18 protein-coding genes and 1 tRNA gene are annotated in these 22,766 nt (G+C 67.4%); 7 read left to right on the forward strand and 12 right to left on the reverse strand.

Annotated elements, in window-relative coordinates; translation table 11 throughout:
- Nucleotides 1-3: 3 nt before the first annotated feature.
- Together ACFPQ5_RS13385 and aceA are read right to left on the reverse strand one after the other, a co-directional pair.
- On the reverse strand, nucleotides 4-522 hold the full coding sequence (locus ACFPQ5_RS13385) for a hypothetical protein (protein ID WP_379756232.1): 519 nt from the start codon (nucleotides 520-522) through the stop codon (nucleotides 4-6).
- A gap of 297 nt (nucleotides 523-819) precedes the next feature.
- Nucleotides 820-2,118, reverse strand: coding sequence for an isocitrate lyase (gene aceA / locus ACFPQ5_RS13390; protein WP_379756235.1), 1,299 nt, complete (start codon nucleotides 2,116-2,118; stop codon nucleotides 820-822).
- Between the two features lie 427 nt (nucleotides 2,119-2,545).
- Here aceA and ACFPQ5_RS13395 point away from each other — a divergent pair, with 427 nt between their 5' ends.
- The gene (locus ACFPQ5_RS13395; RefSeq protein ID WP_379756238.1) at nucleotides 2,546-3,472 is read left to right on the forward strand and encodes a PEP-CTERM sorting domain-containing protein; all 927 of its coding nucleotides are present in this window, start codon (nucleotides 2,546-2,548) and stop codon (nucleotides 3,470-3,472) included.
- Nucleotides 3,473-3,534: 62 nt separating this feature from the next.
- On the opposite strand, the gene ACFPQ5_RS13400 is transcribed toward ACFPQ5_RS13395, so the two are convergent.
- The 9 genes from ACFPQ5_RS13400 to ACFPQ5_RS13440 form a co-directional block, all read right to left on the reverse strand.
- Nucleotides 3,535-4,740 carry an MFS transporter gene (locus tag ACFPQ5_RS13400; protein ID WP_379756241.1) on the reverse strand — a complete coding sequence of 402 codons (1,206 nt, stop codon included), beginning with the start codon at nucleotides 4,738-4,740 and terminating at the stop codon, nucleotides 3,535-3,537.
- Between the two features lie 224 nt (nucleotides 4,741-4,964).
- Nucleotides 4,965-7,577 carry an ATP-dependent chaperone ClpB gene (gene clpB, locus ACFPQ5_RS13405; protein WP_379756244.1) on the reverse strand — a complete coding sequence of 871 codons (2,613 nt, stop codon included), beginning with the start codon at nucleotides 7,575-7,577 and terminating at the stop codon, nucleotides 4,965-4,967.
- A 104-nt stretch (nucleotides 7,578-7,681) separates the two neighbouring features.
- Nucleotides 7,682-8,101 (reverse strand): inner membrane protein YiaA, encoded by a 420-nt coding sequence (yiaA, locus tag ACFPQ5_RS13410; RefSeq protein WP_379756247.1) that lies wholly within the window; start codon nucleotides 8,099-8,101, stop codon nucleotides 7,682-7,684.
- Nucleotides 8,102-8,398: 297 nt separating this feature from the next.
- Complete coding sequence (gene crcB / locus ACFPQ5_RS13415) at nucleotides 8,399-8,773, reverse strand: fluoride efflux transporter CrcB (protein ID WP_379756250.1); 375 nt, start codon at nucleotides 8,771-8,773, stop codon at nucleotides 8,399-8,401.
- Nucleotides 8,770-9,240, reverse strand: a complete 471-nt coding sequence (moaE, locus tag ACFPQ5_RS13420) for a molybdopterin synthase catalytic subunit MoaE (protein WP_379756252.1) — start codon at nucleotides 9,238-9,240, stop codon at nucleotides 8,770-8,772. Before moaE ends, crcB begins: the two co-directional genes overlap by 4 nt.
- Nucleotides 9,237-11,879, reverse strand: a complete 2,643-nt coding sequence (locus ACFPQ5_RS13425; protein ID WP_379756255.1) for a DUF349 domain-containing protein — start codon at nucleotides 11,877-11,879, stop codon at nucleotides 9,237-9,239. Before ACFPQ5_RS13425 ends, moaE begins: the two co-directional genes overlap by 4 nt.
- An 88-nt stretch (nucleotides 11,880-11,967) precedes the next feature.
- The gene (locus ACFPQ5_RS13430) at nucleotides 11,968-12,570 is read right to left on the reverse strand and encodes a hypothetical protein (protein WP_379756258.1); all 603 of its coding nucleotides are present in this window, start codon (nucleotides 12,568-12,570) and stop codon (nucleotides 11,968-11,970) included.
- Nucleotides 12,571-12,809: 239 nt separating this feature from the next.
- Nucleotides 12,810-13,790, reverse strand: a complete 981-nt coding sequence (locus tag ACFPQ5_RS13435; protein WP_379756261.1) for a DUF2804 family protein — start codon at nucleotides 13,788-13,790, stop codon at nucleotides 12,810-12,812.
- Nucleotides 13,787-15,037 (reverse strand): winged helix-turn-helix domain-containing protein, encoded by a 1,251-nt coding sequence (locus ACFPQ5_RS13440; RefSeq protein ID WP_379756264.1) that lies wholly within the window; start codon nucleotides 15,035-15,037, stop codon nucleotides 13,787-13,789. Before ACFPQ5_RS13440 ends, ACFPQ5_RS13435 begins: the two co-directional genes overlap by 4 nt.
- Before the next feature lie 116 nt (nucleotides 15,038-15,153).
- On the opposite strand from ACFPQ5_RS13440, the gene ACFPQ5_RS13445 reads away from it, so the two are divergent.
- Both ACFPQ5_RS13445 and ACFPQ5_RS13450 read left to right on the forward strand, forming a co-directional pair.
- Nucleotides 15,154-16,395: an exonuclease SbcCD subunit D C-terminal domain-containing protein gene (locus ACFPQ5_RS13445; protein ID WP_379756267.1), complete on the forward strand. Its 1,242-nt coding sequence runs from the start codon at nucleotides 15,154-15,156 to the stop codon at nucleotides 16,393-16,395.
- Nucleotides 16,392-20,153, forward strand: coding sequence for an AAA family ATPase (locus ACFPQ5_RS13450; protein WP_379756270.1), 3,762 nt, complete (start codon nucleotides 16,392-16,394; stop codon nucleotides 20,151-20,153). Before ACFPQ5_RS13445 ends, ACFPQ5_RS13450 begins: the two co-directional genes overlap by 4 nt.
- Before the next feature lie 48 nt (nucleotides 20,154-20,201).
- Here ACFPQ5_RS13450 and ACFPQ5_RS13455 read toward each other — a convergent pair whose 3' ends face one another.
- Complete coding sequence (locus ACFPQ5_RS13455) at nucleotides 20,202-20,741, reverse strand: REP-associated tyrosine transposase (RefSeq protein WP_379756273.1); 540 nt, start codon at nucleotides 20,739-20,741, stop codon at nucleotides 20,202-20,204.
- A gap of 219 nt (nucleotides 20,742-20,960) precedes the next feature.
- Between ACFPQ5_RS13455 and ACFPQ5_RS13460 the strand changes: the two genes are divergently transcribed.
- The 4 genes from ACFPQ5_RS13460 to ACFPQ5_RS13475 all read left to right on the forward strand — a co-directional run bounded on the left by ACFPQ5_RS13460 (nucleotide 20,961) and on the right by ACFPQ5_RS13475 (nucleotide 22,749).
- Nucleotides 20,961-21,170 carry a hypothetical protein gene (locus tag ACFPQ5_RS13460; RefSeq protein ID WP_193685153.1) on the forward strand — a complete coding sequence of 70 codons (210 nt, stop codon included), beginning with the start codon at nucleotides 20,961-20,963 and terminating at the stop codon, nucleotides 21,168-21,170.
- Nucleotides 21,163-22,317 carry a methyltransferase gene (locus ACFPQ5_RS13465; RefSeq protein ID WP_379760111.1) on the forward strand — a complete coding sequence of 385 codons (1,155 nt, stop codon included), beginning with the start codon at nucleotides 21,163-21,165 and terminating at the stop codon, nucleotides 22,315-22,317. The genes ACFPQ5_RS13460 and ACFPQ5_RS13465 overlap by 8 nt, the downstream gene beginning before the upstream one ends.
- A 48-nt stretch (nucleotides 22,318-22,365) precedes the next feature.
- Nucleotides 22,366-22,442 (forward strand) — tRNA-Met (locus tag ACFPQ5_RS13470).
- A 67-nt stretch (nucleotides 22,443-22,509) separates the two neighbouring features.
- Nucleotides 22,510-22,749 (forward strand): hypothetical protein, encoded by a 240-nt coding sequence (locus tag ACFPQ5_RS13475; RefSeq protein ID WP_379756276.1) that lies wholly within the window; start codon nucleotides 22,510-22,512, stop codon nucleotides 22,747-22,749.
- Nucleotides 22,750-22,766 lie beyond the last annotated feature (17 nt).

Consider the following 22,766-nt stretch of genomic DNA (forward strand, 5'->3'; position numbering starts at 1 on the left):
GCCTTAGTTCTTCACTGCGGCCGAGGCGTTGATGATCGCCGGGTAGTAGGCGGTCTTCAGTTCCGGGTAGATTTCCTGGGCCAGCTTCAGGGCTTCGGCGAAATCCTTGTGGGTCGAGTTCTTGGCGTACATGTAGACGGCCATGTCGTTGACCGAGTTGAACGACAGGTCCGAGTTGGCGCGGATGAATTCTTCGCCGCCGGCCATCTTCACGGCGATCGCGCGGCCGGCGGTCTCGCCGATGTGCTGGCCGAGGATGCCGCCGACGAATGGAATGTTTTCCGCCAGTTTCTGGCCGGCTTGCGCGCCGACGAAACCGCCTAGGTTGGCGCCCATGCTGGCGTTGCGGCCCTTCTCGACCCAGGCGGCGACGGTGCCGTCTTCGGTGTACGGCGACATGAACTTGCCGGTGTTGCCGACGATCGGCTTCGGTGCGGCGATCAGGTTCGGGGCGGCGATGCGCGGTGCGCTCACGCAGGCGGTCAGCATAAGGGCGAACAGGAGGGCGGAGATTTTTTTCATGGGAGATCCAAAGTAGTAGATAGGCGATCCCGTCGTTGCGGGGTGCTCATTTATTCCGGAGCCTGGGCGACTTCGGCATTGTGCAAACCAACAACTAAGTTTGCAGGTCGGCAATTTACAGAAAGGCACATCAGAAGGCAAATTGATATTTTCTTTGATGTTGCGTATTGACAACCGGTAAATACTATGTCCCCTCGTAAACATGGTTAAACGACAAGAACAAAAAAAAATGCACCCACGATGGGTGCATTGTTCTCGCGGCGGCCGGCCTGAGCAGGCCGCCGTGCCGAGCCCGGCTCAGGCCACTTTCTTTTCGTCGAAAAACTGTTCGTCCTCGGTCGACCCGTGCAGCGCCGTGGTCGAGCTCTGGCCCTGCTGGATGGCCTGGGTCACGGCATCGAAGTAGCCGGTGCCGACTTCGCGCTGGTGCTTCACGGCCGTGAAGCCCTTCTCGGCCGCGGCGAATTCGGCTTCCTGCAGTTCCACGAAAGCCGACATCTGGCGGCGCGCATAGCCGTGGGCCAGGTTGAACATGCCATAGTTCAGGGCGTGGAAGCCGGCCAGGGTGATGAACTGGAATTTATAACCCATGGCGCCGAGTTCCTTCTGGAATCTGGCAATGGTGGCGTCGTCCAGGTTCTTCTTCCAGTTGAACGAAGGCGAGCAGTTGTACGCCAGCAGCTTGCCCGGGAATTTGGCGTGGATGGCTTCGGCGAACTTGCGCGCGAATTCCAGGTCGGGCTTGCCGGTCTCGCACCAGACCAGGTCGGCAAACGGCGCATAGGCCAGGCCGCGCGAAATGGCCTGCTCGATGCCGGGACGGGTGCGATAGAAGCCCTCTACCGTGCGCTCGCCGGTGCAGAAGGACTGGTCGTTGGCGTCCACGTCCGAGGTCAGCAGGTCGGCCGCTTCGGCGTCGGTGCGGGCGATCACCAGGGTCGAGGTGCCCATGACGTCGGCCGCCAGGCGCGCCGCGGTCAGCTTCTCGACGGCTTCGCGGGTCGGCACCAGCACCTTGCCGCCCATGTGGCCGCATTTCTTGACCGAGGCCAGCTGGTCCTCGAAGTGCACGCCGGCCGCGCCCGCCTCGATCATGGACTTCATCAGCTCGAAGGCGTTCAGCACGCCGCCGAAACCGGCTTCGGCATCGGCCACGATCGGCGCGAAATAATCGATGTCGTCCTTGCCTTCGGACCACTGGATCTGGTCGGCGCGCTGGAAGGTGTTATTGATGCGGCGCACGACCAGCGGTACCGAATTGGCCGGGTACAGCGACTGGTCCGGATACATTTCGCCAGCCACGTTGGCGTCGCCGGCCACCTGCCAGCCCGACAGGTAGATCGCCTTTAGGCCGGCTTTCACCTGCTGCATCGCCTGGTTGCCGGTCATGGCGCCGAGGGCGTTGACGAAAGGTTCGTTGTTGACCAGGCCCCACAGCTTCTCGGCGCCGCGCTTGGCCAGCGTGTGCTCGATCTGGAGCGAACCGCGCAGGCGCACCACATCCTCGGCGCTGTAGTTGCGAACGACGCCCTTCCAGCGCGGGTTGCTGTCCCAGTCGTTTTGCAAAGCTGCGATCTGCTGTTCACGAGTTGCCATGGTGTTTCTCCTGAAGGTGAAATAGCTGTTTGCGAGATGAATCCGTTGGATAAATCATAGCCCAGGTTGCGCAGCGCACAATTAGTCTTATATAAGACATCTGATCGATTTTTTATCTATTTATATCAATCGTTTATGTTCACGGTTTCATGATACGGAACGAAATTTCTCAGCATGGAAGCTGTTTCGGGCTCCTGCTTGCTGCGCTTTTTCATGGGATGAATCGCGCGTTTCATATGATGAAAACAGCCGCGCCGTGCCGGTAGGGATTGTTTCAGACAGATCGGGAACGACTTTGCGAAATGTTGCTAAACGGCCAGTTTAGTTGTTATCGATACAGTTTTATTTGACCAAAATCGATAAAATCGGCAATCATTGAAGCTCATCCATTCATCATGCCGCTGACCCGGCCTACCAAGGACGCGCTTTGAACCTTTCTCTCCGCAAGATCGCCGTGGCGCTGGCCGCCACCGCCGCATTCGCTCCGGCACAGGCCGGGGTGCTGACGTTCCAGGACGTCGTCTTCACCACGACCTGGACCAGCAACGTGCTGACGCTGGAAATCGACGCGGCCAAGCGCAGCGGCAACTGGAGCAGCGCCGCCACGCTCGGCGCGCTCAGCCTGAAGGACATCGGCAGCTTCCAGAGCGTGACGGTGAGCTCGGCCCCGAAAGGCGCCGCCGGCTGGACCCTGAACGCGCGCGAACTGAATGCGCGCGGCTGCGCCGGCGGCGGCGCCTCGCGTACCACCACCGCGCTGTGCCTGTCGGGCACCCCGGTCGCATTGAGCGACAACATGGTGTTCACCTTCACCTTCAGCGGCGGCGCGCCCGATCTCGACGAGCCTCATCTGAAGGTGAATTTCCTCGACGCGTCGAACAACAAGGTCGGCGACCTGCTGTCGAAGAAGATCGTTTCCGCACCGGTGGTCGTGGCTGAGCCGGCGCCTGCGCCTGCGCCTGCGCCTGCACCCGCACCCGAACCTGCGCCCGCACCGGCACCAGCACCAGCTCCTGCGCCGGCTCCTGTTCCAGAGCCAGTGCAGGTACCGGTTCCCGCCCCGGTACCCGTCGCAACGTCGCCCGAGCCGGCCGCAGCCCTGCCTGCGACCTCGCCTGCCAGCGGCAACACGACCGTGCCGGCGCCGGAGAGCCAGGTCGTGGTCAACCAGCCCGCCGACCCGGAGGCGCCGGTGCAGATCCCGGCGCCGCCGGCGGCCGGGGTCACGGAACCGGTGCTCGTGCTCCAGCCGGTGGCCCAGCCGGCGTCCTCGGAAGTGCCGGAGCCGGCGATGCCTGCCCTGCTCCTGGGCGGCCTGGCCCTGATGGGCGTGGCGCTGCGCAAGCGCCGCTGAAACGGTAGCGAATAAAAAATGCGGACCTCGGGTCCGCATTTTTTATGCTCGTGAAAACGCGTTCACGCCTTGTGCGGCAGCGCCGCCCGCTCCTTGCCGCCGGCACCCACCGCGGTAGCGATCGCCAGCGTCTGGAACAGCGCCACGCCGATGAACAGGCCCGCCGGATGGCCGCCATCCATCAGCATCCCGAACAGCACCGGGCCCACGGCCATGCCGCTGTCCAGGCCCGAGTACACGACGCCGAACACGCGTCCGGTGGCGTTCGGCGGCGCCGCGGCGCGGATCAGCAAGTCGCGCGAGGGGCCGGCAATCCCGGTCGACAGGCCGATCGCGCCCATCACCAGCACCACCAGCGCTCCCGGCACGATCGAGGCGGCCAGCAGCAGGGCCAGCGCGGCCGCGAACAGGAAGCAGATCGCGATCGTGCGGTCGTGGTTGCGCGCGCGCGCCGCCAGGAAGCCGCCCGCCACCATCCCCGCCGCCGAGGACAGCATGAAGGTGGTGTAGGCGGTGGCCGCGGTCGCCAGCGAGATGCCGTACAGCGCGGTCAGGCTGGTCGACGAAAAGGCCTGGATCCCGCCCAGCGCGACCGAGGTCAGGAAGAAGAAGCCGAAACACATCCAGACGGCCGGCAGGCGCAGGAAGTCGAAGGAGCCGCCCGCCTTCTGCGAAGCGGCCGGCGCGGGCTGGTTCGTGCCCAGCACCTTGCGGTTCAGGAACAGCGTCAAGAGCATCAGGGCCGGAATCGCCGATGCGCACAGCAGCGCCGTGCGCCAGCTCGACAGCGTGGCGACGGCCGCCAGGAACAGCGGCGCGGCGGCCCAGCCGATGTTGCCGGAGATGCCGTGCACCGAGAAGGCATACGGCAGGCGTTCCTTCGACACGTTATGGTTCAGCAGCGTGTAGCCGGCCGGGTGGAACACGGCATTGCCGCAGCCCGCGACCAGCGAGCCGAGCACCAGCATCGCATAGGTCGGCGCACCCGCCAGCACCAGCGCCCCGCCGCCCAGCAGCGCGTGGCCGGCAAACAGCACGCGGCGCGCGCCTACCCGGTCGACCAGGAAGCCGGACAGCGCCTGGCCGACGCCGGAGACGACGAAGAACACGCTCATCAGGAAACCCAGCTCGGCGTACGAGAGGGTGAAGGCCGTCTTCAGCCAGGGGAACAGGCCGGCCAGGATCAGGTGGTAGAAGTGGGAGACGCCGTGCGAGACGCCGACCAGGCCGATCACGCGCGCATCCTGGCGCAGGCTTGTTGGGTTCATTGTGGTGCTCGTCGAGATGCGAAAAGGACCAGTGTAGTCAAAAGCCGGGAGGTTTGCTGGATGGGCTTTTAAGCGTAGGGCGGGCATGCCCGCGTGCGTGCTCGTGCACACCCCACCGACTCCGGCAACTATGCGGTATGCATCGGCACGCACGCGGGCATGCCCGCCCTACGCCAAACAAAAAAGGGCGCATCGCTGCGCCCCTTTCTCCCGGCAGAACCGCCCTACTTCGCCAGCTCCACCTGCGGCTGATCCCCAAACACCAGCTGCCCATGCTGCACCCGCACCGGAATCGTATCCTTCGGCCCGAAGCGCCCCGACAGGATCGCCTTCGACAGCGGATTCTCGATCTGCTGCTGGATCGCGCGCTTCAATGGCCGCGCGCCGTACACCGGATCGAAGCCCGCTTCCGCGATCTTCTGCAGCGCCTCGTCGTCGATATCCAGCGTCATCTCCATCTTGCCCAGGCGTTCTTCCAGGCTGCGCAGCTGGATCTTCGCGATCGCGCCGATGTTCTTCTCGTCGAGCGCATGGAAGACCACGATGTCGTCGATGCGGTTGATGAACTCCGGACGGAAATGTCCGCGCACCTCGGCCATCACGGCCAGCTTCACCACCGCCGGTTCGTCGGTGTCCATCGACTGGATCTTGTGCGAACCCAGGTTCGAGGTCATGACGATCACCGTGTTTTTAAAATCCACGGTACGGCCCTGGCCGTCGGTCATGCGGCCATCGTCCAGCACCTGCAGCAGCACGTTGAACACGTCCGGGTGCGCCTTTTCGATCTCGTCCAGCAGGATCACGCTGTAGGGCTTGCGGCGCACGGCCTCCGTCAGATAGCCGCCCTCCTCGTAGCCGACATAGCCCGGCGGCGCGCCGATCAGCCTTGCCACCGAATGCTTCTCCATGAATTCGCTCATGTCGATACGGATCAGCGACTCCTCGGTATCGAACAGGAAGGAAGCCAGCGCCTTGCACAGCTCCGTCTTGCCGACGCCGGTCGGGCCGAGGAACATGAAGGAACCATACGGACGGTTCGGGTCCGACAGGCCGGCGCGCGAACGGCGGATCGCATCCGACACCGCCTCGATCGCCTCGTCCTGGCCGACCACGCGCTCGTGCAGCTTCTCTTCGATGTGCAGCAGCTTGTCGCGCTCGCCCTGCATCATGCGCGAGACGGGGATGCCGGTCGCGCGCGAGACCACTTCGGCGATCTCCTCGGCGCCGACCTGGGTGCGCAGCAGCTTCGGCTTCTCGGCCTCGCCGTCCTCGCGGCCCGCCACTTCCTCGGCATGCTTCAACTGCGCTTCCAGTTCCGGCAGGCGGCCGTACTGCAACTCGGAGACCTGCTGCCAGTTCGACTGGCGCTTGGCTTCCTCCATCTGGTGACGGATGCGCTCGATCTCTTCCTTGATGTGGGTGGTGCCCTGCACCGCCGCCTTTTCCGACTTCAGGATTTCTTCGTAGTCGTTGTACTCGCGTTCCAGACGTGCGATCTCTTCGCCGATCAGCTCGAGGCGGCGCAGCGAGGCCTCGTCGGTCTCCTTGCGCACGGCTTCGCGCTCGATCTTCAGCTGGATCAGGCGCCGTTCGAGCTTGTCCATCACTTCCGGCTTGGAGTCGATCTCGATCTTGATCTTCGAGGCCGCCTCGTCGATCAGGTCGATGGCCTTGTCGGGCAGGAAGCGGTCGCTGATGTAGCGGTGCGAGAGCTCGGCCGCGGCGATGATCGCGGGGTCGGTGATCTCGACCTTGTGGTGCAGCTCGTATTTTTCCTGCAGGCCGCGCAGGATGGCGATGGTCGCCTCCACGCTCGGCTCGTCGACGATGATCTTCTGGAAGCGGCGCTCGAGCGCGGCGTCCTTCTCGACGTACTTGCGGTACTCGTCGAGCGTGGTCGCGCCGACGCAGTGCAGCTCGCCGCGCGCGAGAGCGGGTTTGAGCATGTTCCCCGCATCCATCGCGCCCTCGGCCTTGCCGGCGCCGACCATGGTGTGGATCTCGTCGATGAAGACGATGGTCTGGCCCTCGTCCTGGGCCAGCTCCTTCAGCACGGACTTCAGGCGCTCCTCGAATTCGCCGCGGAACTTGGCGCCGGCCAGCAGCGCCGCCATGTCGAGCGACAGCACGCGCTTGCCCTTGAGCGAATCGGGCACTTCGCCGTTCACGATGCGCTGGGCCAGGCCTTCGACGATGGCCGTCTTGCCGACGCCCGGCTCGCCGATCAGCACCGGGTTGTTCTTGGTGCGGCGCTGCAGCACCTGGATCGCGCGGCGGATCTCGTCGTCGCGGCCGATCACGGGATCGAGTTTACCGAGGCGGGCGCGCTCGGTCAGGTCGAGCGTGTATTTTTTCAGGGCCTCGCGCTGGCCTTCGGCATCCTGCGAATTCACGTTCTCGCCGCCGCGCACGGCCGCGATCGCCGACTCCAGCGATTTACGCGCCAGGCCGTGCTCGCGCGCCAGGCGCCCTGCTTCCGACTTGTCTTCGGTGAGGCCGAGCAGCACCATCTCGCTGGACAGGAACTGGTCGCCGCGCTTTTGCGATTCGCGGTCGGCCAGGTTCAGCAGCGACACCAGCTCGCGCCCGACTTGCGTCTCGCCGCCGGTGCCCGAGACTTTCGGCAGGCGCTCGAAGGCATTCCTCAGCGCGTTGCTCAGGCCGCCGACGTTCACGCCGGCGCGCTGCAGCAGCGAACGGGCGCCGCCGTCGTCCTGGTTCAGCAGGGCGACGAGCAGGTGCACGGGTTCGATGTACTGGTTATCGTTGCCGACCGCCAGGCTCTGGGCATCCGCCAGCGCTTCCTGGAGCTTGGTCGTCAATTTGTCTTGCCGCATGTTTTTGCTCCTAGTGAGTGTTCTTAACTAGGAAACAAAATTGGGATGGGCGGTCACATTTCAAGATCTGCCCGCGCGGCGGTCAGTCAAATCCTACGGAGAGGTCAACCCTGCTCGGCAGAAACCATACCCGCACCCTTGCCCAGGTCGCGCACGTTCTTCTGCACCGCCACCACGGCGAACAGGCTCAGCACGAAGGACATCGCATAAAAACCCTTCTCGCTCGGCTGCAGCGTGGCGTTCCACAGGCCGACCGTCAGCAGCACGATCACGGCGCACAGCGAGATCCAGCACAGCATGAAGTACATCCCGGTGACGGCAATCCCTTCGCTGCGGTCGCGCACCGACTTTTGTAGCGAGACGGCGGCGAACAGGCCGTAGAGCAGCAGGGTCAGGTAATAGCCTTTTTCGTTGAGGGCCATCTGGGCGTTCCACAGGCCGATCAGGAAAGCGATTGCGCCGATGAACAGCGCGGCCCAGGAGGCGCCCACGAAGGCGGCGGTCGGTCGTTGAACGGTGGTCATGGCGGGCTCCGGTTAGTTGTCCGGTGGCAAGCCTAGCACCACGAATCGGTGGTTTGTTGAGAAACCGCAGGAGTATCGGCTGGCGGTACGCCGGGGCTTGTAGGGTGGAGTCCTGACTCCACGCGTTTGCGCCCGTTGAAATGCCGTGGAGTCAGGACTCCACCCTACGGCTGGCGATACGCGGTAGCTGTAGGGTGGGCATTTATGCCCACGCGGTACGCGACCCGCTCAGCCGCAAAGCCTTTTCGAACCGCACAAGCCGCATCCGCGTGGGCACAGAGTGCCCACCCTACAAGATCAGCCACGCAGTGCACGCCAAGTGGCAAAACCCGCCATGCACAGCAGGATCGACCCGACCAGGTGCAACACCGTATGCACCAGCGCCCAGCCGAATTCGCCGCGCTGCATCAGGGCCACCGATTCGCCGGAGAAGCTGGAAAAGGTCGTCAGGCCGCCGAGGAAGCCGGTGACGATGAACAGGCGCCACTCGGGACTCAGCGCGGGGTTGGCCGTGAAGAAACCGAGCGCGATGCCGATCAGGTAGCCGCCAACCAGGTTGGCCGCCAGCGTACCGGCCTGGACGTGGGCGTGCACATTGGTCAGCCACATCCCGAGCCCCCAGCGCAGCCAGGCGCCGATCGCGGCGCCGGCGCCGACGGCCAGCCAGCTCAAGCGCGCACTCCAGCCGGATTCCACTTGGCCTTGGCGCTGTCGTCGCTGATGCGGGCGTCGACCCAGCGCGCGCCCTCGGGGGTTTGCTCCTTCTTCCAGAACGGGGCGTCCGTTTTGAGGTAGTCGATGATGAACTCGCAGGCGGCAAAGGCCTCGCCGCGGTGGGCGGCGCTCACCGCCACCAGCACGATCTGCTCCATGGGCGCGAGCGGACCGACGCGGTGGATCACCAGCGCGTTGTAGAGCGGCCAGCGCGCCCGGGCCTGTTCCACGATCTCTTCCAGCGCACGTTCCGTCATGCCCGGATAGTGTTCGAGCTCCATCTCGGACACCGAGGACCCGTCGTTCATGTCGCGCACCGTGCCCACGAAACTGACGACGCCGCCGACGCGGGCGTCGCCTTCGCGCAGGCGCGCCAGTTCCTGGCCGAGGTCGAAGTCTTCGGTCTGTACGCTAACCCGGGTCATTTCCCCTCCCGCGCCGTGCGCATCAGGAGCTGCTCGATGCGCAGCGCCGTGCGTTCGTCGACCAGGGCCGGCAAGGCGCACAGCGCGTGCAGGGCGGTGTGGCGCGCACCGGGTTTCTGGCCGGCCTTGAGGCTCGACTGCAGCGCCTCGACCTGCAATTTGAGGCGGTCGCGTGCGAACTCGGCGCCGCTGTCGATGCCGGCCGCGACTTCCTGGCGCAACAGTTCGGCCAGCAGGGTCGGACGGTTCGCTTCCAGCAGGCGCACGTAGGCGGCGCGGTCGGCCTCCAAAGCGCTCAGGGCCGCCTCGAAGCGGGCGTCGAGCACCGGATCGTATTCGGCGCCGGCCGCCAGCAGGGCCGCCCAGCGCGCGCGCCAGTCGGCGCTGGACACCTGCTGCCCCGGCTGGGCCAGCGAGTCCTCGAGTTCCTGCACGGCGCGCAGCTTGTCGCGCAGGGCGTTGGCCAGCGCCAGGCCGGCCGCGCGGCGCGACAGGTCGGCGTGGTGCTGCACTTTGGCCACGGCCTCGTGGTAGCGCTTGTCGACCCGCGCCTCGTGGGCGCGCGGCACCGGGCCGATCGCATGCCATTCGGCGGCGGCCTCGCGCAGCAGCTTCGATGCGGTGGCGGCGGTGGCTTCGGGCGCGGCCGCTTCCAGGCGCGCGCTGACCGCTTCCTTGGCCGCCTCGTGCGCGCGCCGTTCGACGTCGGCCGCGTGCGCGCTTTCCTTGCGCTGGGCGAACAGGGCGTCGCAGGCGGCGCGGAAACGCTGCCACAGCGCCTGCTCGGCCTTGCGCTCGAGCGGCAGCGCGCGCGCATGTTCCTGCCAGCGCGCCTGGATGTCGCGCAGGCGGTCGACCGCGTGGCGGTCGTGCGGGTCGATCGCGAGCACTTCGTCGATCAGCTCTTCGCGCCCTTCCACCTCCATCTTGCGCTGCTCTTCGAGCGGGCCTTGCAGCGTGGTCAGCGCGGCGCCGAACAGCTGGTCCAGGCGCTTCTTGTCCTTGCGGTCGATCGCGCCCAGGTGGCTCCAGGCCAGGCGCAGGCGCTGCACCGTGCCGGCGACGTGCTTCCAGTCGGCTTCGCCCGATTCCAGCTTCGCGATCTCGGCCTGGGCTTCCTGCACGATGGCCTCGCCTTTCGCCGCGTTCGCATGGCGCTCGTCGGCCAGGTGGCGGAAGTGGGCCGCGGCCGGCGCATAGGCGACGGTGCAGGCATGATCAAAACGTTCCCACAGGCTTTTCGGGGCCGCGCCCGACAGGCTGTCGAGCGCCTTCCAGCGTTCGCGCATGCTGCCGACCTTCTTCGCCAGTTCCGCCATCGCCAGGTTCTGGGTCGGCAGTCCCTCCACGGTCTTGATCAGTTCCTCGCGCGAGACGTTGCCGCCCCAGCGCGCCCAGTCCGACAGGCGCTTCAGTTCGGCGCGCAGGTGGGCCAGGCGGTCGGCCTGGGCGCTGGTGAGACGCATGCCCTTGCCCTTGCTTTCCTTCATTGCCTTGTCAAGTTCGGCGGCATGGGCGAGCGAGCCCTGCTGCAGGGCGGCTTCCAGCGCGTCGAGCTGGTCGAGGAAGGCCTGGTCGGCGCCTTTCGCGGCTTTCGGCGGACGCGCGGCGCCCTCGCCCGCGGCCTCGGCAGGTGTTTGCTGCTTCGCCGGCGCTTCCTTGCGCACCGGCTGCGGGAGGCTCGCCAGCAGCGCGTCGAAGCGGCTCTGCAGGGCCTGGCCGGCCGCGCCTTCGGGCAAGGCCGGCAGCTTGCGCCAGGCCTGGCGCAGGGTTTCGGCCTGCAGCTCGGCGACCGGCTGGGCCTGCCACTCGGTCAGCGCTGCCTCGCGCGCGGCCAGCGCGGCCTGCGACTGTTCCAGCGTCGACAGGGCACCGCTCAGGCGCGCATGCTCGGCGGCGAATTCCGCCACCAGCGCGCGCGGCAGCGAGGGGTGTTCGGGGGCAGCCAGCGCATCGGTCTGCTCGGCCATCATGCGCTCCAGGCTGGACGCCATGCCGCTCGCATCGAGGCCGGCCGTTTCCAGGGCGCGCAAAGCGGCCAGGCGGTCGATCATGGCGCGCTGCAATTGCACCTGCGCTTCCAGGCGCGCACCGAGCTGGGCGCGCACGGGAGTGAAGGACTCGTTCAGCTCGGGCGCGGCGATCACGGCCCATTTACGGTCGAGGTCGGCAACCTGGTTCGGGGTCAGGTGGGCGTCGGCCAGCAGCGTGCGCGCGGCGTCGAGGGTGGCCTGGCCGCGCGCCAGTTCGGCGTCGTGGTGGCGGATCGCATCCAGGCGCGCCTGCATCAGCTTGGCGACGCGGCGATCCAGGTTGCGCATGGCCGTGTGGACGCGCTCGAGCCCGGCGCGGCTGTGCACCAGCTCGGCGGCCGACAGGCGCAGTTCGGAAAATTCGCACTGGAGGATGAAGTCCACTGCGCGCGATTCATCGCCGTCGAGCAACTTGAGTTGCTCGGCCTGCTGCTCGCGCAGCGCCGTGCCGGCACGGGCACCGGCTGCGCCGCCCTTCGTGCCGGCCTTGTCCGGTGCGCCGTCCGCCCTGGCCGGCGCGTCGGCGGGCTGCGCCGGCGCATCCGCCTGCGCAGCGCGCCCGTTGCCGTTCTTGTCGCCCTGACGCTTGAATAGGAATTCGAACATGATGAAATCGCACTTCCAAAACCCCCATCATAACAAAGAACGATGCGGGATTTTTCTGGCGTCCCCGGCGGTCGACCGCAGCTGCGGCCTAGTGCATGTAGGTGACCGGCGGCCCCTGCCGGTGCGCGGCATCGGCACGGGCGGCGCGGCTGGCCGGCGGCGGCATGCGCCCACGGTGTTCCTCGCGGTAGGCGTCGTAGGCAAGCATCTGGTTGGCGACGGCAAACCAGGCGTCGCCGGCGATGACGCCGCGCGCGATCGGGAACAGCTCGCGCTCCTCGCGGTCGAAGCGCAGTTCCAGCGCCACGCAGAAACGCTCGACGGCCAGACAGAAGGCATCGACGCTTTCCTCGTCGGCGATGCTGCCGGCGGCCAGGCGGCAGGCCGCGCCCAGCGCCTCGGCGGCGCTGCGGCTGAGCATGTCGAGTTCGCACAGCAGAGGCTCAGTTTCGGCATGATGCGCGGCACCGGCGCGGCGCAGGGCCGGCAGCAGGAAACGGTCGAGCTTGCGGCCCTGGCAGCTTTCGTAGAGCCGGCGCAGGGTGTCGCAGACGTAGTCGGCCTGCCCCTCGGTCAGTGCGCTCTGGCGCGCATAGCTTTTCTGGACCAGCTGTTGCACGGCATGCAGGCTCACCCGCAGGTTCGTTTGTTCGACGGAAAGCGCAACGAGGGTATAGGTCGCGGTCAGCATTCGGTCTCCTCTCGGTGTCGTCAGCACGAGCGCACGCCCCGCAGGGGAACGCGGCCTCGCTGGACACATTGGTTTTTGGACAGGCTGGGCGGATCTTTTTTCTTCTCTTCAGCCTGAAGGAAGCTGATAGTGTAAGGATCACCACAGTCGCGGATTTGATCTTGATCAAACTCGGCGGAGGCTGTGCTGAGCAGTCTGTCAACCGGCCGAAGGGCGCCGCGTTGCGCCGCATTGCTCCGCTACCAGCGTGCGCGGTAGTCCTCGGCCAGCCCCGCCAGCCCCGTGATTGCGCGCCGCGGCGCATCGGGCGCCGCCCTCACCCAGCCGTCGAAACGGCCCACGTGCTGGCGCATGCGCGAACTGGCCACCAGTAATTGCTTGTCGTCATTTCGCGTGCCTTCGGGCGTGAAATGCAGTTCGAGCAGGCCGTCGCTTGTGCGCAAGGCCCAGCCGCCGTCGGCCGCGATGTCTACCGCGAGCGCACCCAGCGGGATCAGAGCGCCATCTACCCAGAGTGCATTTTCGGCGTCGCCGAAGTAGCCCGCCTGCAGGTTGAATCCGATGTTTAGTCCATGCGCGGAGATCCAGCGCCAGGCCGTGCACCGGCCCAGCAGGCCGTTCGAGAAATCGTAGCTGGCTACGCCGCCGTCGAGCTTGTAACGGCGTCCACCCGCTTCCAGCCAGCCCTGCAGCGCCAGGCCGGGCGATTTCTGGGTGCTGTGCACGCTGCCGCCGTCGAACACGGGGCCGATCGCCAGCAGGCGCGGGCCTGCGCCGGCGTAGGCGGCATTGATGCGGAAGCGTCCTGCCTCTAACCGTAACCGGTGGCCGTGGGCACCGTCGGCCTCGATTGCGATGCGCCGTCCGGGCACCATAAAACGCGCGCCCTCGGCCACCGTCGCGCCGACCTTCGCCGTCAAACCCGCCACGCCCAGCGGCGACACGGCGGCAACCACGCTGCGCTGGGCACGGTCGAAGACATAGGCGAAAGCGGTATTGCTCCAGCCGACGTCGACGATGGCGACGCCGCAAAAGACTTCATCGGTGACGAGGGCGACGAAATGCCAGCGCTTGTGATGCAGGCGCCGCCACAGCGCGCCGCGCGCATGGGGCGGGTTCAACTTGTCCCAGCCGGGCGCGCCGGCCAGGCCCTGGTAGCGTCCAAAGCGCGGCTGCCCGTCGGGGCCGACGGCCGCAAGGGGCGCCGGCGGCAGGATCATGCGGCGGCCAGGTCCGCGTCCGTGCCGAGCAGGACGCCGAGGCGTTCGCCCAGCTCCGCCGGCTCGCTGCGCAGGATGCGCACCCGCGGACAGCCGTGCCAGCGCGCGCAGCGCTGCAGGGCGCCGGCGACGTCGCGCAGCAGCGCATCGCTGGCGCGCACGCCCGGCTCGAAGAACAGTGCTTTCACCTCGAACACGCCCTCGCGCCGGTGCGCCTTGGCGTCGATGCGCGCGACCAGGGCGCCGCGCCGCAGCACCGGCAGCGTGAAGTAACCGTAGCGCCGCTTCGCCGCCGGCGTATAGCACTCGAGGCGGTAGTCGAAGCCGAACAGTTCCAGCGCCCGGCGCCGGTCCCAGACGACCGGATCGAAGGGAGACAGGATGGTCGTCAGGCTCGGAGTCAGTGCGCCGTCGGCGGCCTGCCGGGCCAGTTCCGCGTGCTCGGGGTGGATGTAGACCGGATCGTCCCAGCCCGCGACGCGGGCGCGCAGCAGCACTCCCTCGTCGGCCAGCTTGCCCAGGTCGACGTGGGGACGGCGGGTGCGGTGGTAGTCGGGCACCCAGGCGGCGCGCGCCAGGCCCAGCGCTTTCACCGCGCGCATGGCGAAGGTCTGCTGCACATCGGGCAGCGCCGGCATGTGGACATCGTCCCATTCCGGATGCACGCGCTCGGCCAGGTCGTAGACGCGCTGGAAGTTGTGGCGGCGCGCGATCATCAGGGCGCCCGAGGTGAACAGGACCTCAAGCGAGCGTTTTTCCGGCTTCCAGTCCCACCAGCCTTCCGCCTTGGCGCCCGCCTTGCCGTCGCTGCGTTCGAAGTCCGACGAGCGCACCGGGCCGTTGGTGCGGATGTGGGCCAGCAGCGCCGCCACCTCGCCGGCGCGTTCGCGCATCCAGGTGGCGGAATACTTCCAGCCCATCGCGCTCGGGTCGAGCATGCGGTGGCGATACAAACCGTAGTCCTCGCGCGGGATGAAGCAGGCTTCGTGGGCCCAGTATTCGAAGAGTTTGCCCTCCGCCAGCAGTTCTTCGAGCCATTCGGACGGGTAGTCGCCCAGCCGGCTCCACAGCACGAGATAGGGACTGCGGGCGACAACGTTGATGGTGTCGATTTGCAACACACCCATGCGGCGGATCGTGTCCAGCACATCGGCCTTGGTGGCCTTGCGCCGGCGCGGCTGCAGCAGCCCCTGGGCCGCCAGGTGCAGGGCGCGAGCGCCGCTTATCGAGAGGACAATTTCGCTCATGTAAATATTCTAATGAGGTTTTATCAATGAGCGCAGGGTCGTGCGGGATTTTTTTGAACCCGCGGCCCAGCTGCGCTATAGTGCCCCCGACTCCACCTTCCCTTTTCCGATTCTCCATGCGGCTGTTGCACACCTCCGACTGGCACCTCGGCCAGACCCTGCACAATTACGACCGGACCTACGAACACCAGTGCTTCCTCGACTGGCTGCTCGATACGATCGTGGATGAACAGGCGGACGCGCTCCTGATCGCGGGCGATATTTTCGACAACGCGAATCCCTCGTCCGCCGCCCAGCGCCAGCTGTACGGCTTCCTGCAGCGCGCCAAGCTGCGCGCGCCGCAGCTGCAGATCGTCGTCATCGCCGGCAACCACGATTCTCCCGGCCGCCTGGAAGCGCCGGGGCCGCTCCTGGAAGCGCATGGCACGGTCGTGATCGGCAACGTGGTGCGCAATCGCGAGGGCGAGGTCGACCTCGAACGCCTGCTGGTGCCGCTGAAGGACAAGACGGGCGAGGTCAAAGCCTGGTGCCTGGGCGTACCTTTCCTGCGCCCGGGCGACGTGCCCAAGGCGGAAGTCGAGGGCGACGCCTACCTGAACGGCATCGCCCTGCTCTACAGCCAGGCCTTTGCGCTGGCCCAGTCGCGCCGCGAGGCCGGCCAGGCGATCCTGGCCATGGGCCACTGCCACATGGTCGACGGCCAGTCCTCGAACGATTCCGAGCGCCGCATCGTCATCGGCGGCACCGAAGCGCTCCCGGCCTCGATGTTCGATCCCGAGATCGCCTATGCCGCCCTCGGCCACCTGCACCTGGCCCAGCGCGTCGGCAAGAAGGATCATTTGCGCTATTCCGGCAGTCCGCTGCCGCTGTCGTTCGCCGAAGTCGGCTACCAGCACCAGGTGCTGCGCATCGACCTCGACGGCCCGGTGGCGAAGGAAGTCACGCCACTCCTCGTGCCGCGCGCGGTCGAACTGCTGCGCGTGCCCGTGAAACCCGCGCCGCTGCCGGAAGTGCTGGCCGCGCTCGAAGCGCTCGAGCTCGACGACGATCTGCCGCCCCAATGCAGGCCGTATCTGGAAGTGCGGGTGCTGCTCGACGGTCCGGAGCCGAGCCTGCGCGCGCAAGTGGAGGCGGCGATCGCCGGCAAGCCAGTGCGCCTGGCGAAGATCGAGCCGACCCGCAAGGTCGTCACGCGCGAGGACGGCGCCGACGCGCTGACGCTCGACCAGCTGGCGCAACTGCAGCCGGACGACATCTTCCGCCGCCTGTGGCAGCAGCGCTTCGGCGAAGAGGCGCCCAATGAACAGCTGACAGCCTTTGCCGAACTGATGCTCCCCGGCGACGCGGAGCGCGCATGAAGATCCTGCGTATCTCGGGACGCAACCTGGCGTCCCTGGCGGGAGAGTTTTGCGTCGATTTCGAGAGCGAACCGCTGGCCTCGTCGGGCCTGTTCGCGATCTGCGGCCCGACCGGCGCGGGAAAAAGCACCCTGCTCGACGCCCTCTGCCTGGCTTTATATGGCAACACCCCGCGCCTGCAGCAGCGCAGCAGCCGCGGCGCCCTGCCCGACGCCGGCGGCGAATCCGTCTCGACCACCGATGCGCGCAACCTGCTGCGTCGCGGTTCGGCCGAGGGCTATGCGGAAGTCGACTTCATCGGCAACGACGGCGTGCACTACCGCGCGCGCTGGAGCGTGCGCCGCTCGCGCAACAAGGTCAGCGGCTTGCTGCAAGCCTCGAACATGACCCTGCACCGGCTACCGGAGATGGTGGCGCTGGGCGGCACCAAGACCGAGGCGCAGGCGGAGATCGCGGCGCGCATCGGCCTCTCCTTCGAGCAGTTCACGCGTTCGGTGCTGCTGGCCCAGAACGAATTCTCGGCCTTCCTGAAAACCGACGAGAACGAGCGCGGCGAGCTATTGGAAACCCTGACCGGCAGCGCCGTCTACAGCGAGATCTCGAAGCGCGCCTACGAGCGTTATAAGCAGGAACAGGATGCCGTACGCCGCCTGACCTCGCGCCTGGCCGACCATGCGCCGCTGGCCCAGGAAGCACGCGCCGAGCTGGATGCCGAGCGCGCGGCAGCGGACGTGGCCCTGCAGGCCGTCGATGTGCGCCGCGCCCTGCTGGAAGCCCAGCTGCGCTGGCACCAGGAAAGCGAGCGCCTGCGCCAGAGCGAGGCGCAGGCCGAGACCCTGTTGCAGGAAGCGCGCACGCAGGTCGAAAGCGCGGGCGAACGGCGCCTGCGCCTGGCGACGCTCGATGAGGTACAGGCCGCGCGGCCGCTAATGGCGGAACTGGCGCGCCTGGATGCGGAGCGGGTGCAGGTCGAAACCACGCTGGCCAACGGCCAGGGCGAACTCGAACGCGCGGCCGAAGGCGCGCGCTTGGCCCTGCAGGAAGCGCAAGGCGCGACCCAGGCTTTGGAAGCGGCCGAAGCGGCGCAACTGGCCGCCGCCGCCCAGCTCGACGCGGCGAAAGCGCTGGATGCGACGATCGCCACCCTGGCCGGCTCGCACGCCCAGCTGGCGGGGCGGCGCGACGAGTCGGCGGCCGAGGTGGCGCGCACGCGTGCGCTGCTGCTTGAAGCCGAAGCGCGGCTGACGCAGACGCGCGAGGCCGAGGCGCGCAGCGCCGCCTGGCTGAACGATCACCGCCGCCACGAGGCGCTGGCCGCGCAGTGGCCGCGCTGGGACAAGCTGTTCGCGCAAGCCGCGCAGGCCGCCGCGAACGAGGAAACCAGCCTGGCCGCGCTGGCCCGCGCCGAGCGCGCGCGTGTGAATGCGGCGGCCACCGCGCAGGCGGCGCAGGAAGCGTTCGACGCGGCGGCGCTTCGCATCGCCGAACTCGAAGCCGCACGCCAGGCTGCGGCGCAAGCGTTGGCCGGCTTCGATCCGGACGCCTTGGGCGCCGAACGCCAGCGCTTCGACGCCCGGCGCGAGCAACTGGGCGCCGCCGTGCGTCTTGCCAAGGGCCTGCACACCGCGCGCGAACACCTCGCCCGGATCGACGCCGAACTCGAACGCACGCGTGCCGCACGCAGCGCCGCCGAGACCCAGCTGGCTGCCGCCGTCGCCGCCGAGCCGGCGCTGACGGGCGCCATGGCGCAGGCCGAGCAGGCCCTGAGCGCAGCCGAACTGGCCTGTGCCGGCGACGTCGCCGCCTTGCGCGCATCGCTGGTCGAGGGCGATCCCTGTCCGGTCTGCGGCAGCGAAGCCCACCCCTACGCGCATCAGGATGCGCGCCTTAACGCGGTCTTCGAGCTGCTGCGCACCCAGGTGGCCGAGCGCCGCGCCGAGGTGCAGCGCAACCTGTCGGAACAGGCGACCCGGCGCGCCCAGTTCGCATCGAACGGCGAGCGCCTGGCGACGCTGGCCGACGAGCGCAGTGCCCTGGCCGCCGACCTGGCCGAATTCGATGCCGCCTGGAGCGCCAACCCGGTGTCGAACGAGGCGCCGCCCGCCGGCGAACGCCAGCCCTGGTTCGAAGCCCAGATGTCCGGCGTGCGCGAGGCGCTGGAGGCCATCGATGCGCGCCAGCAGGCCGCACGCCGCGCCATGCAGGCGCGCGAGACGGCGCAAGCCAGCTTTGAAGCCGCAACGGCCGAACAGACCCGCCTGCGCGAGGCCGCCCTCAAGGCGCAGAGTGCGCTGGGCACGCTGGACAGCGAACACAAGGCCTCGAGTGCCCAGCTCGAACGCGAACGCGCGGCGCTGGCGGCCGTGCTGGCCGATCTCGATCCGGTGCTTCTTGAAGCGTCCGGCGAAGGATGGCAGGCGCTGTGGCGCCGCAATCCGGTGCAGTGGCAGGCGGCCCGTGCGGCCGAGGCGAAAGCCTGGACGCTGCAGTCGACCCAGCTGGGCGAGCAGCGAGCGGCCCTCGCGGCCCTGGAAGCCGCGCAGCGCGAAGCGGCCGTGCGCGCCGAACACGCGGCCGGCGCCGCCGCTGCCGCGCTCGATGCCTGCGCCCGCAGCGAAGCCGAACTGCGCGAACGCCGCGCCTCCCGCGCCGCCCTGTTCGAGGGCCGCGCCGTCGGCGAGGTCGAGCAGGACCTGCGGCGCGCCGTCGCCGCCGCCCGCGATTTGCTGACCGCGCGCCAGGCCGCGGCCGGCGAAGCGGCCCAGCGCGAAACCCGCGTGCGCAGTGCGCTGACCCAGGCCCAGGAGCGCATCGGCACGCTGCAGGACGATGCGCGCGACGCCGCTGCACGCCTGGCCGACTGGCTCGAGGACTACGCCGCCCACCACGCCGACCTCGAACCGGTCGAGAACCAGGCCAGGCTGGCCACCCTGCTCGGCGTCGGCGCCGCCTGGCTGGCGCAGGAACGGGCCGCCCTGGCCGAACTCGAGGCCGCGCTGTCGAAGGCGACCACCGTGCTGGCCGAGCGCCGCAATCAGCGCGCGCTGCACGAGGAAAGCGCCGCGCCCGACGGCGCCATGCAGGACGGCGCGGCCGTCGCCGACGCCTTGCAGGCGGTGCTGGAAGAACGCAGCGCCGTGCACGAACGCGCGACCAGCCTGCGCCTGCAGGCGGCCCAGGACGACGAACGGCGCGTGCGCGCGCAATCGATGCTGGCCGAGATCGAGCGCCAGCAGGCGATCGAGGCGCGCTGGGGACGCTTGTCGGAGCTGATCGGTTCCGCCGACGGCAAGAAGTTCCGCAACTACGCCCAGCAATTCACGCTCGACGTCCTGCTCGGCTACGCCAACAGCCACCTGAACCAGCTGGCACGGCGCTACCGCCTGGAACGCGTCGACAACGCCGGCGCGCCGTCACTGGCGCTGATGGTGCGCGACCAGGACATGGGCGGCGAAATCCGCTCGGTCAATTCCCTCTCCGGCGGCGAATCCTTCCTCGTCTCGCTGGCCCTGGCCCTGGGACTCGCTTCGCTGTCCTCGAACCGGGTGCGGGTCGAGTCGCTGTTCATCGACGAGGGCTTCGGCTCGCTCGACAGCGACACGCTCGGCATCGCGATGGACGCGCTCGACGCGCTGCAGGCCATGGGCAGGAAAGTGGGCGTGATCTCGCACGTGCAGGAGATGACGGAGCGGATCGCGGCGAAAATCCAGGTTAGGCCCACCGGGGGCGGGAGCAGCGCTGTCAGTGTCGGTACGTAGGGTGGGCACTCCGTGCCCACATACTACTACGGTGGCCAAGACCCGTTGCTATTCCAAATGCATGCTTTGCGCCTGCGCCGATCCGCCCCAATCCGCCGGGAGGAGCCCTGCCCGCACATACCGATGAAACGTCGAGAACGGCCACGACGCCGCATTCTCGGCATGTCCATGTCTCACCGGATTGAAATGCACATAATCCACGTGCCGTCCAAAATCGTCTTCATCGACAATCTGGTGCTCATAGAAGCGCCGCTGCCAGATCACTGAATCGCGATGCTTGCGCCGTGATTCGCTGACCGGGTGACCAACCAGCATATCCTCGCCGCAAAACCGCGACACGGTCCGCTTGATCTGCGCCCAGCGTGTCGAATAATCCCGATCACCTTCGGGCAGGGTCCAGACGCAGTGCAGGTGATCCGGCATCAGTACCCAAGCGTCGATCTCGAACGGGCGGCGAGCGCGCACGTTCTGTACGGCCAGGCGAAGCAGTTTGCGTATTGGTTCCTGGCACAGGATCGGCCTGCGTGCGTACGAAACCAGCGTAAAGAAATAGGTGGTACCCGTGCGGGCGCGGCGGTAGCGGCTCATGATGGCGCGGATTGTAGAGTGCATCGGCGGTTGCACGTTACGTCGGCGAATGATCAGTGAGATACGTCAACAGTTGGCGAAAAGCGGGGCATGGTCAGACGTTCCGTCAGTTCGCAGTTACGCGCGGGCACAGAGTGCCCGCCCTACGACACGATCGCCGTTGATTAGCCATCCAGCGTTGTACAATGGCGCCCTTTGTAAATCGCACTCACCAATACCATGAAACCCGCCCGCACCCTCACCTTCAAATGCGCCAAGTGCGCGAAAAACGTCACCGTCTTCCTGCAGAAGGTCTCGGCCTGCTCGCACATCCAGCCTTACCAGGGCATCTGCGGCTGCGGCGAAGTGCGCCGCCATGCGACCGGGAATCCGGACGCCGTGAAATCCTTCCTCGAGTCGGGCGACGGCAACTGGCATCACCATCATTGATATGACGCGCATCGAATGGGTGGAGAACGGCGCGGCGCGCTCCGCGCTGTGGCGTTCGGAGAGCGGCTGGCCGGCGCCGAAGAAGGTCGTCATTGCCGACGACACGATGGCGGCCGATACGGCCTACCGGCTGGCGCTGGACGGCACCGCCCTGCTCTGGCGCGGCGACTTCCAGAACGCGCGCCAGCTGCTGCAGGCGCTGGCGCGCCGGATCGACCAGAAGCCGGCGCGTGCCAAGCGCGCCAAGGCCGGTACGACGCCGCCGACGATCACCGAACAGTTCCACCGCCATCGCCTGGCGCAGCTGCAGCGCGCCCGCACGCTGGCGATGCTGCTGATCCCGTTCGAAGCTGATTACACGATTCCGCTGCGGCGCGCGCCCGACGTGCGCCAGGCCTGCAACGAAGCCTATGGCGCCTTCAGCGAGCCCTTCGTCATCTCGCTGCGCGAACTGCTGGGCCTGATCGGCGCGCACGAATGGCGCAGCAAGGGCGTGCCGGTCGCGGCGCTCGACGACCGCATCCACCCCTGGTACGGCGTGTTCTCGCCGGTGCGCGGCGAATACGTCGAGCTGGTGGCGCAGGCGCCGCTCCCCAAAGGTGCGCAGACCGCTTTCGACATCGGCGCCGGCACCGGCGTGTTATCGAGCGTGCTGGCGCGGCGCGGGCTGCAGCGGGTGATCGCAACCGACATGGATGCACGCGCCCTCGGCTGCGCGCGCGAGAATATCGCCCGCCTCGGCCTGGATGCCCAGGTCGAGATCATCCAGGCCGACCTGTTCCCCGAAGGACAGGCCGAGCTGGTCGTCTGCAATCCGCCCTGGCTGCCGGGCAAACCGAGTTCCGCCATCGAGTACGCGATCTACGATCCCGACAGCCGCATGCTGCGCGGCTTCCTGAACGGTTTGAATGCGCACCTGGCGCCGGGCGGCGAAGGCTGGCTGATTCTTTCCGACCTGGCCGAGCACCTGGGCCTGCGTTCGCGCGAGCAGCTGCTGGGCTGGATCGAAGGCGCGGGCCTTGCGGTCGCCGGCCGCCATGACGTACGGCCCGTGCATCCGAAGGCGCAGGACAAGGACGATCCACTGCATGCGGCGCGTGCGCAGGAAGTGACTTCGCTGTGGCGTTTGCGGAGTGCAAAGGGGTAACTTCTCCACTGCATTTGCATCCCGGAGCCCGAAGCAGTACAATAGCGCTGCGGGGTGGAGCAGTCTGGCAGCTCGTCGGGCTCATAACCCGAAGGTCACAGGTTCAAATCCTGTCCCCGCAACCAAACACTTAGTATCAAACGAGCCCGACTCTTGCAGCCGGGCTTTTGTTTTCTGGGCCCAGTACGCCGGATGAGAGACAAGAAAGACAACGCCACGATCGACCTGCCGGGTTTCGAACCGGCCGCCCCGCTCGAAGCCGGCGCTGTCGCACAGGTTGAAACCAAACGTGCTTCCCGTCCCCGCCGCCCGGCCATGAAGCAGGAACAGATTTCCCTGCTCGAAGAAACCGATACCACCGGCCTGCCAGTCTGGCGCCGCGACGATAACCTTGATTTGACCGGCTTGCCGGTCTGGGCGCCGGACTCCTGACTTCCGGCCGCAGTACT

This window comes from Massilia suwonensis, assembly GCF_042655665.1.
In the GTDB taxonomy this organism is placed as follows: domain Bacteria; phylum Pseudomonadota; class Gammaproteobacteria; order Burkholderiales; family Burkholderiaceae_D; genus Telluria; species Telluria suwonensis.

Coding starts and splice junctions, on each gene's coding strand:
- aceA (WP_379756235.1), bottom strand. CDS start 2,118: ATGGCAACTCGTGAACAGCAGATCGCAGCTTTGCAAAACGACTGGGAC.
- clpB (WP_379756244.1), bottom strand. CDS start 7,577: ATGCGGCAAGACAAATTGACGACCAAGCTCCAGGAAGCGCTGGCGGAT.
- ACFPQ5_RS13425 (WP_379756255.1), bottom strand. CDS start 11,879: ATGTTCGAATTCCTATTCAAGCGTCAGGGCGACAAGAACGGCAACGGG.
- moaE (WP_379756252.1), bottom strand. CDS start 9,240: ATGACCCGGGTTAGCGTACAGACCGAAGACTTCGACCTCGGCCAGGAA.
- ACFPQ5_RS13435 (WP_379756261.1), bottom strand. CDS start 13,790: ATGATCCTGCCGCCGGCGCCCCTTGCGGCCGTCGGCCCCGACGGGCAG.
- ACFPQ5_RS13460 (WP_193685153.1), top strand. CDS start 20,961: ATGAAACCCGCCCGCACCCTCACCTTCAAATGCGCCAAGTGCGCGAAA.
- ACFPQ5_RS13385 (WP_379756232.1), bottom strand. CDS start 522: ATGAAAAAAATCTCCGCCCTCCTGTTCGCCCTTATGCTGACCGCCTGC.
- ACFPQ5_RS13440 (WP_379756264.1), bottom strand. CDS start 15,037: ATGAGCGAAATTGTCCTCTCGATAAGCGGCGCTCGCGCCCTGCACCTG.
- ACFPQ5_RS13475 (WP_379756276.1), top strand. CDS start 22,510: ATGAGAGACAAGAAAGACAACGCCACGATCGACCTGCCGGGTTTCGAA.
- ACFPQ5_RS13430 (WP_379756258.1), bottom strand. CDS start 12,570: ATGCTGACCGCGACCTATACCCTCGTTGCGCTTTCCGTCGAACAAACG.
- ACFPQ5_RS13445 (WP_379756267.1), top strand. CDS start 15,154: ATGCGGCTGTTGCACACCTCCGACTGGCACCTCGGCCAGACCCTGCAC.
- ACFPQ5_RS13455 (WP_379756273.1), bottom strand. CDS start 20,741: ATGAGCCGCTACCGCCGCGCCCGCACGGGTACCACCTATTTCTTTACG.
- ACFPQ5_RS13400 (WP_379756241.1), bottom strand. CDS start 4,740: ATGAACCCAACAAGCCTGCGCCAGGATGCGCGCGTGATCGGCCTGGTC.
- yiaA (WP_379756247.1), bottom strand. CDS start 8,101: ATGACCACCGTTCAACGACCGACCGCCGCCTTCGTGGGCGCCTCCTGG.
- ACFPQ5_RS13450 (WP_379756270.1), top strand. CDS start 16,392: ATGAAGATCCTGCGTATCTCGGGACGCAACCTGGCGTCCCTGGCGGGA.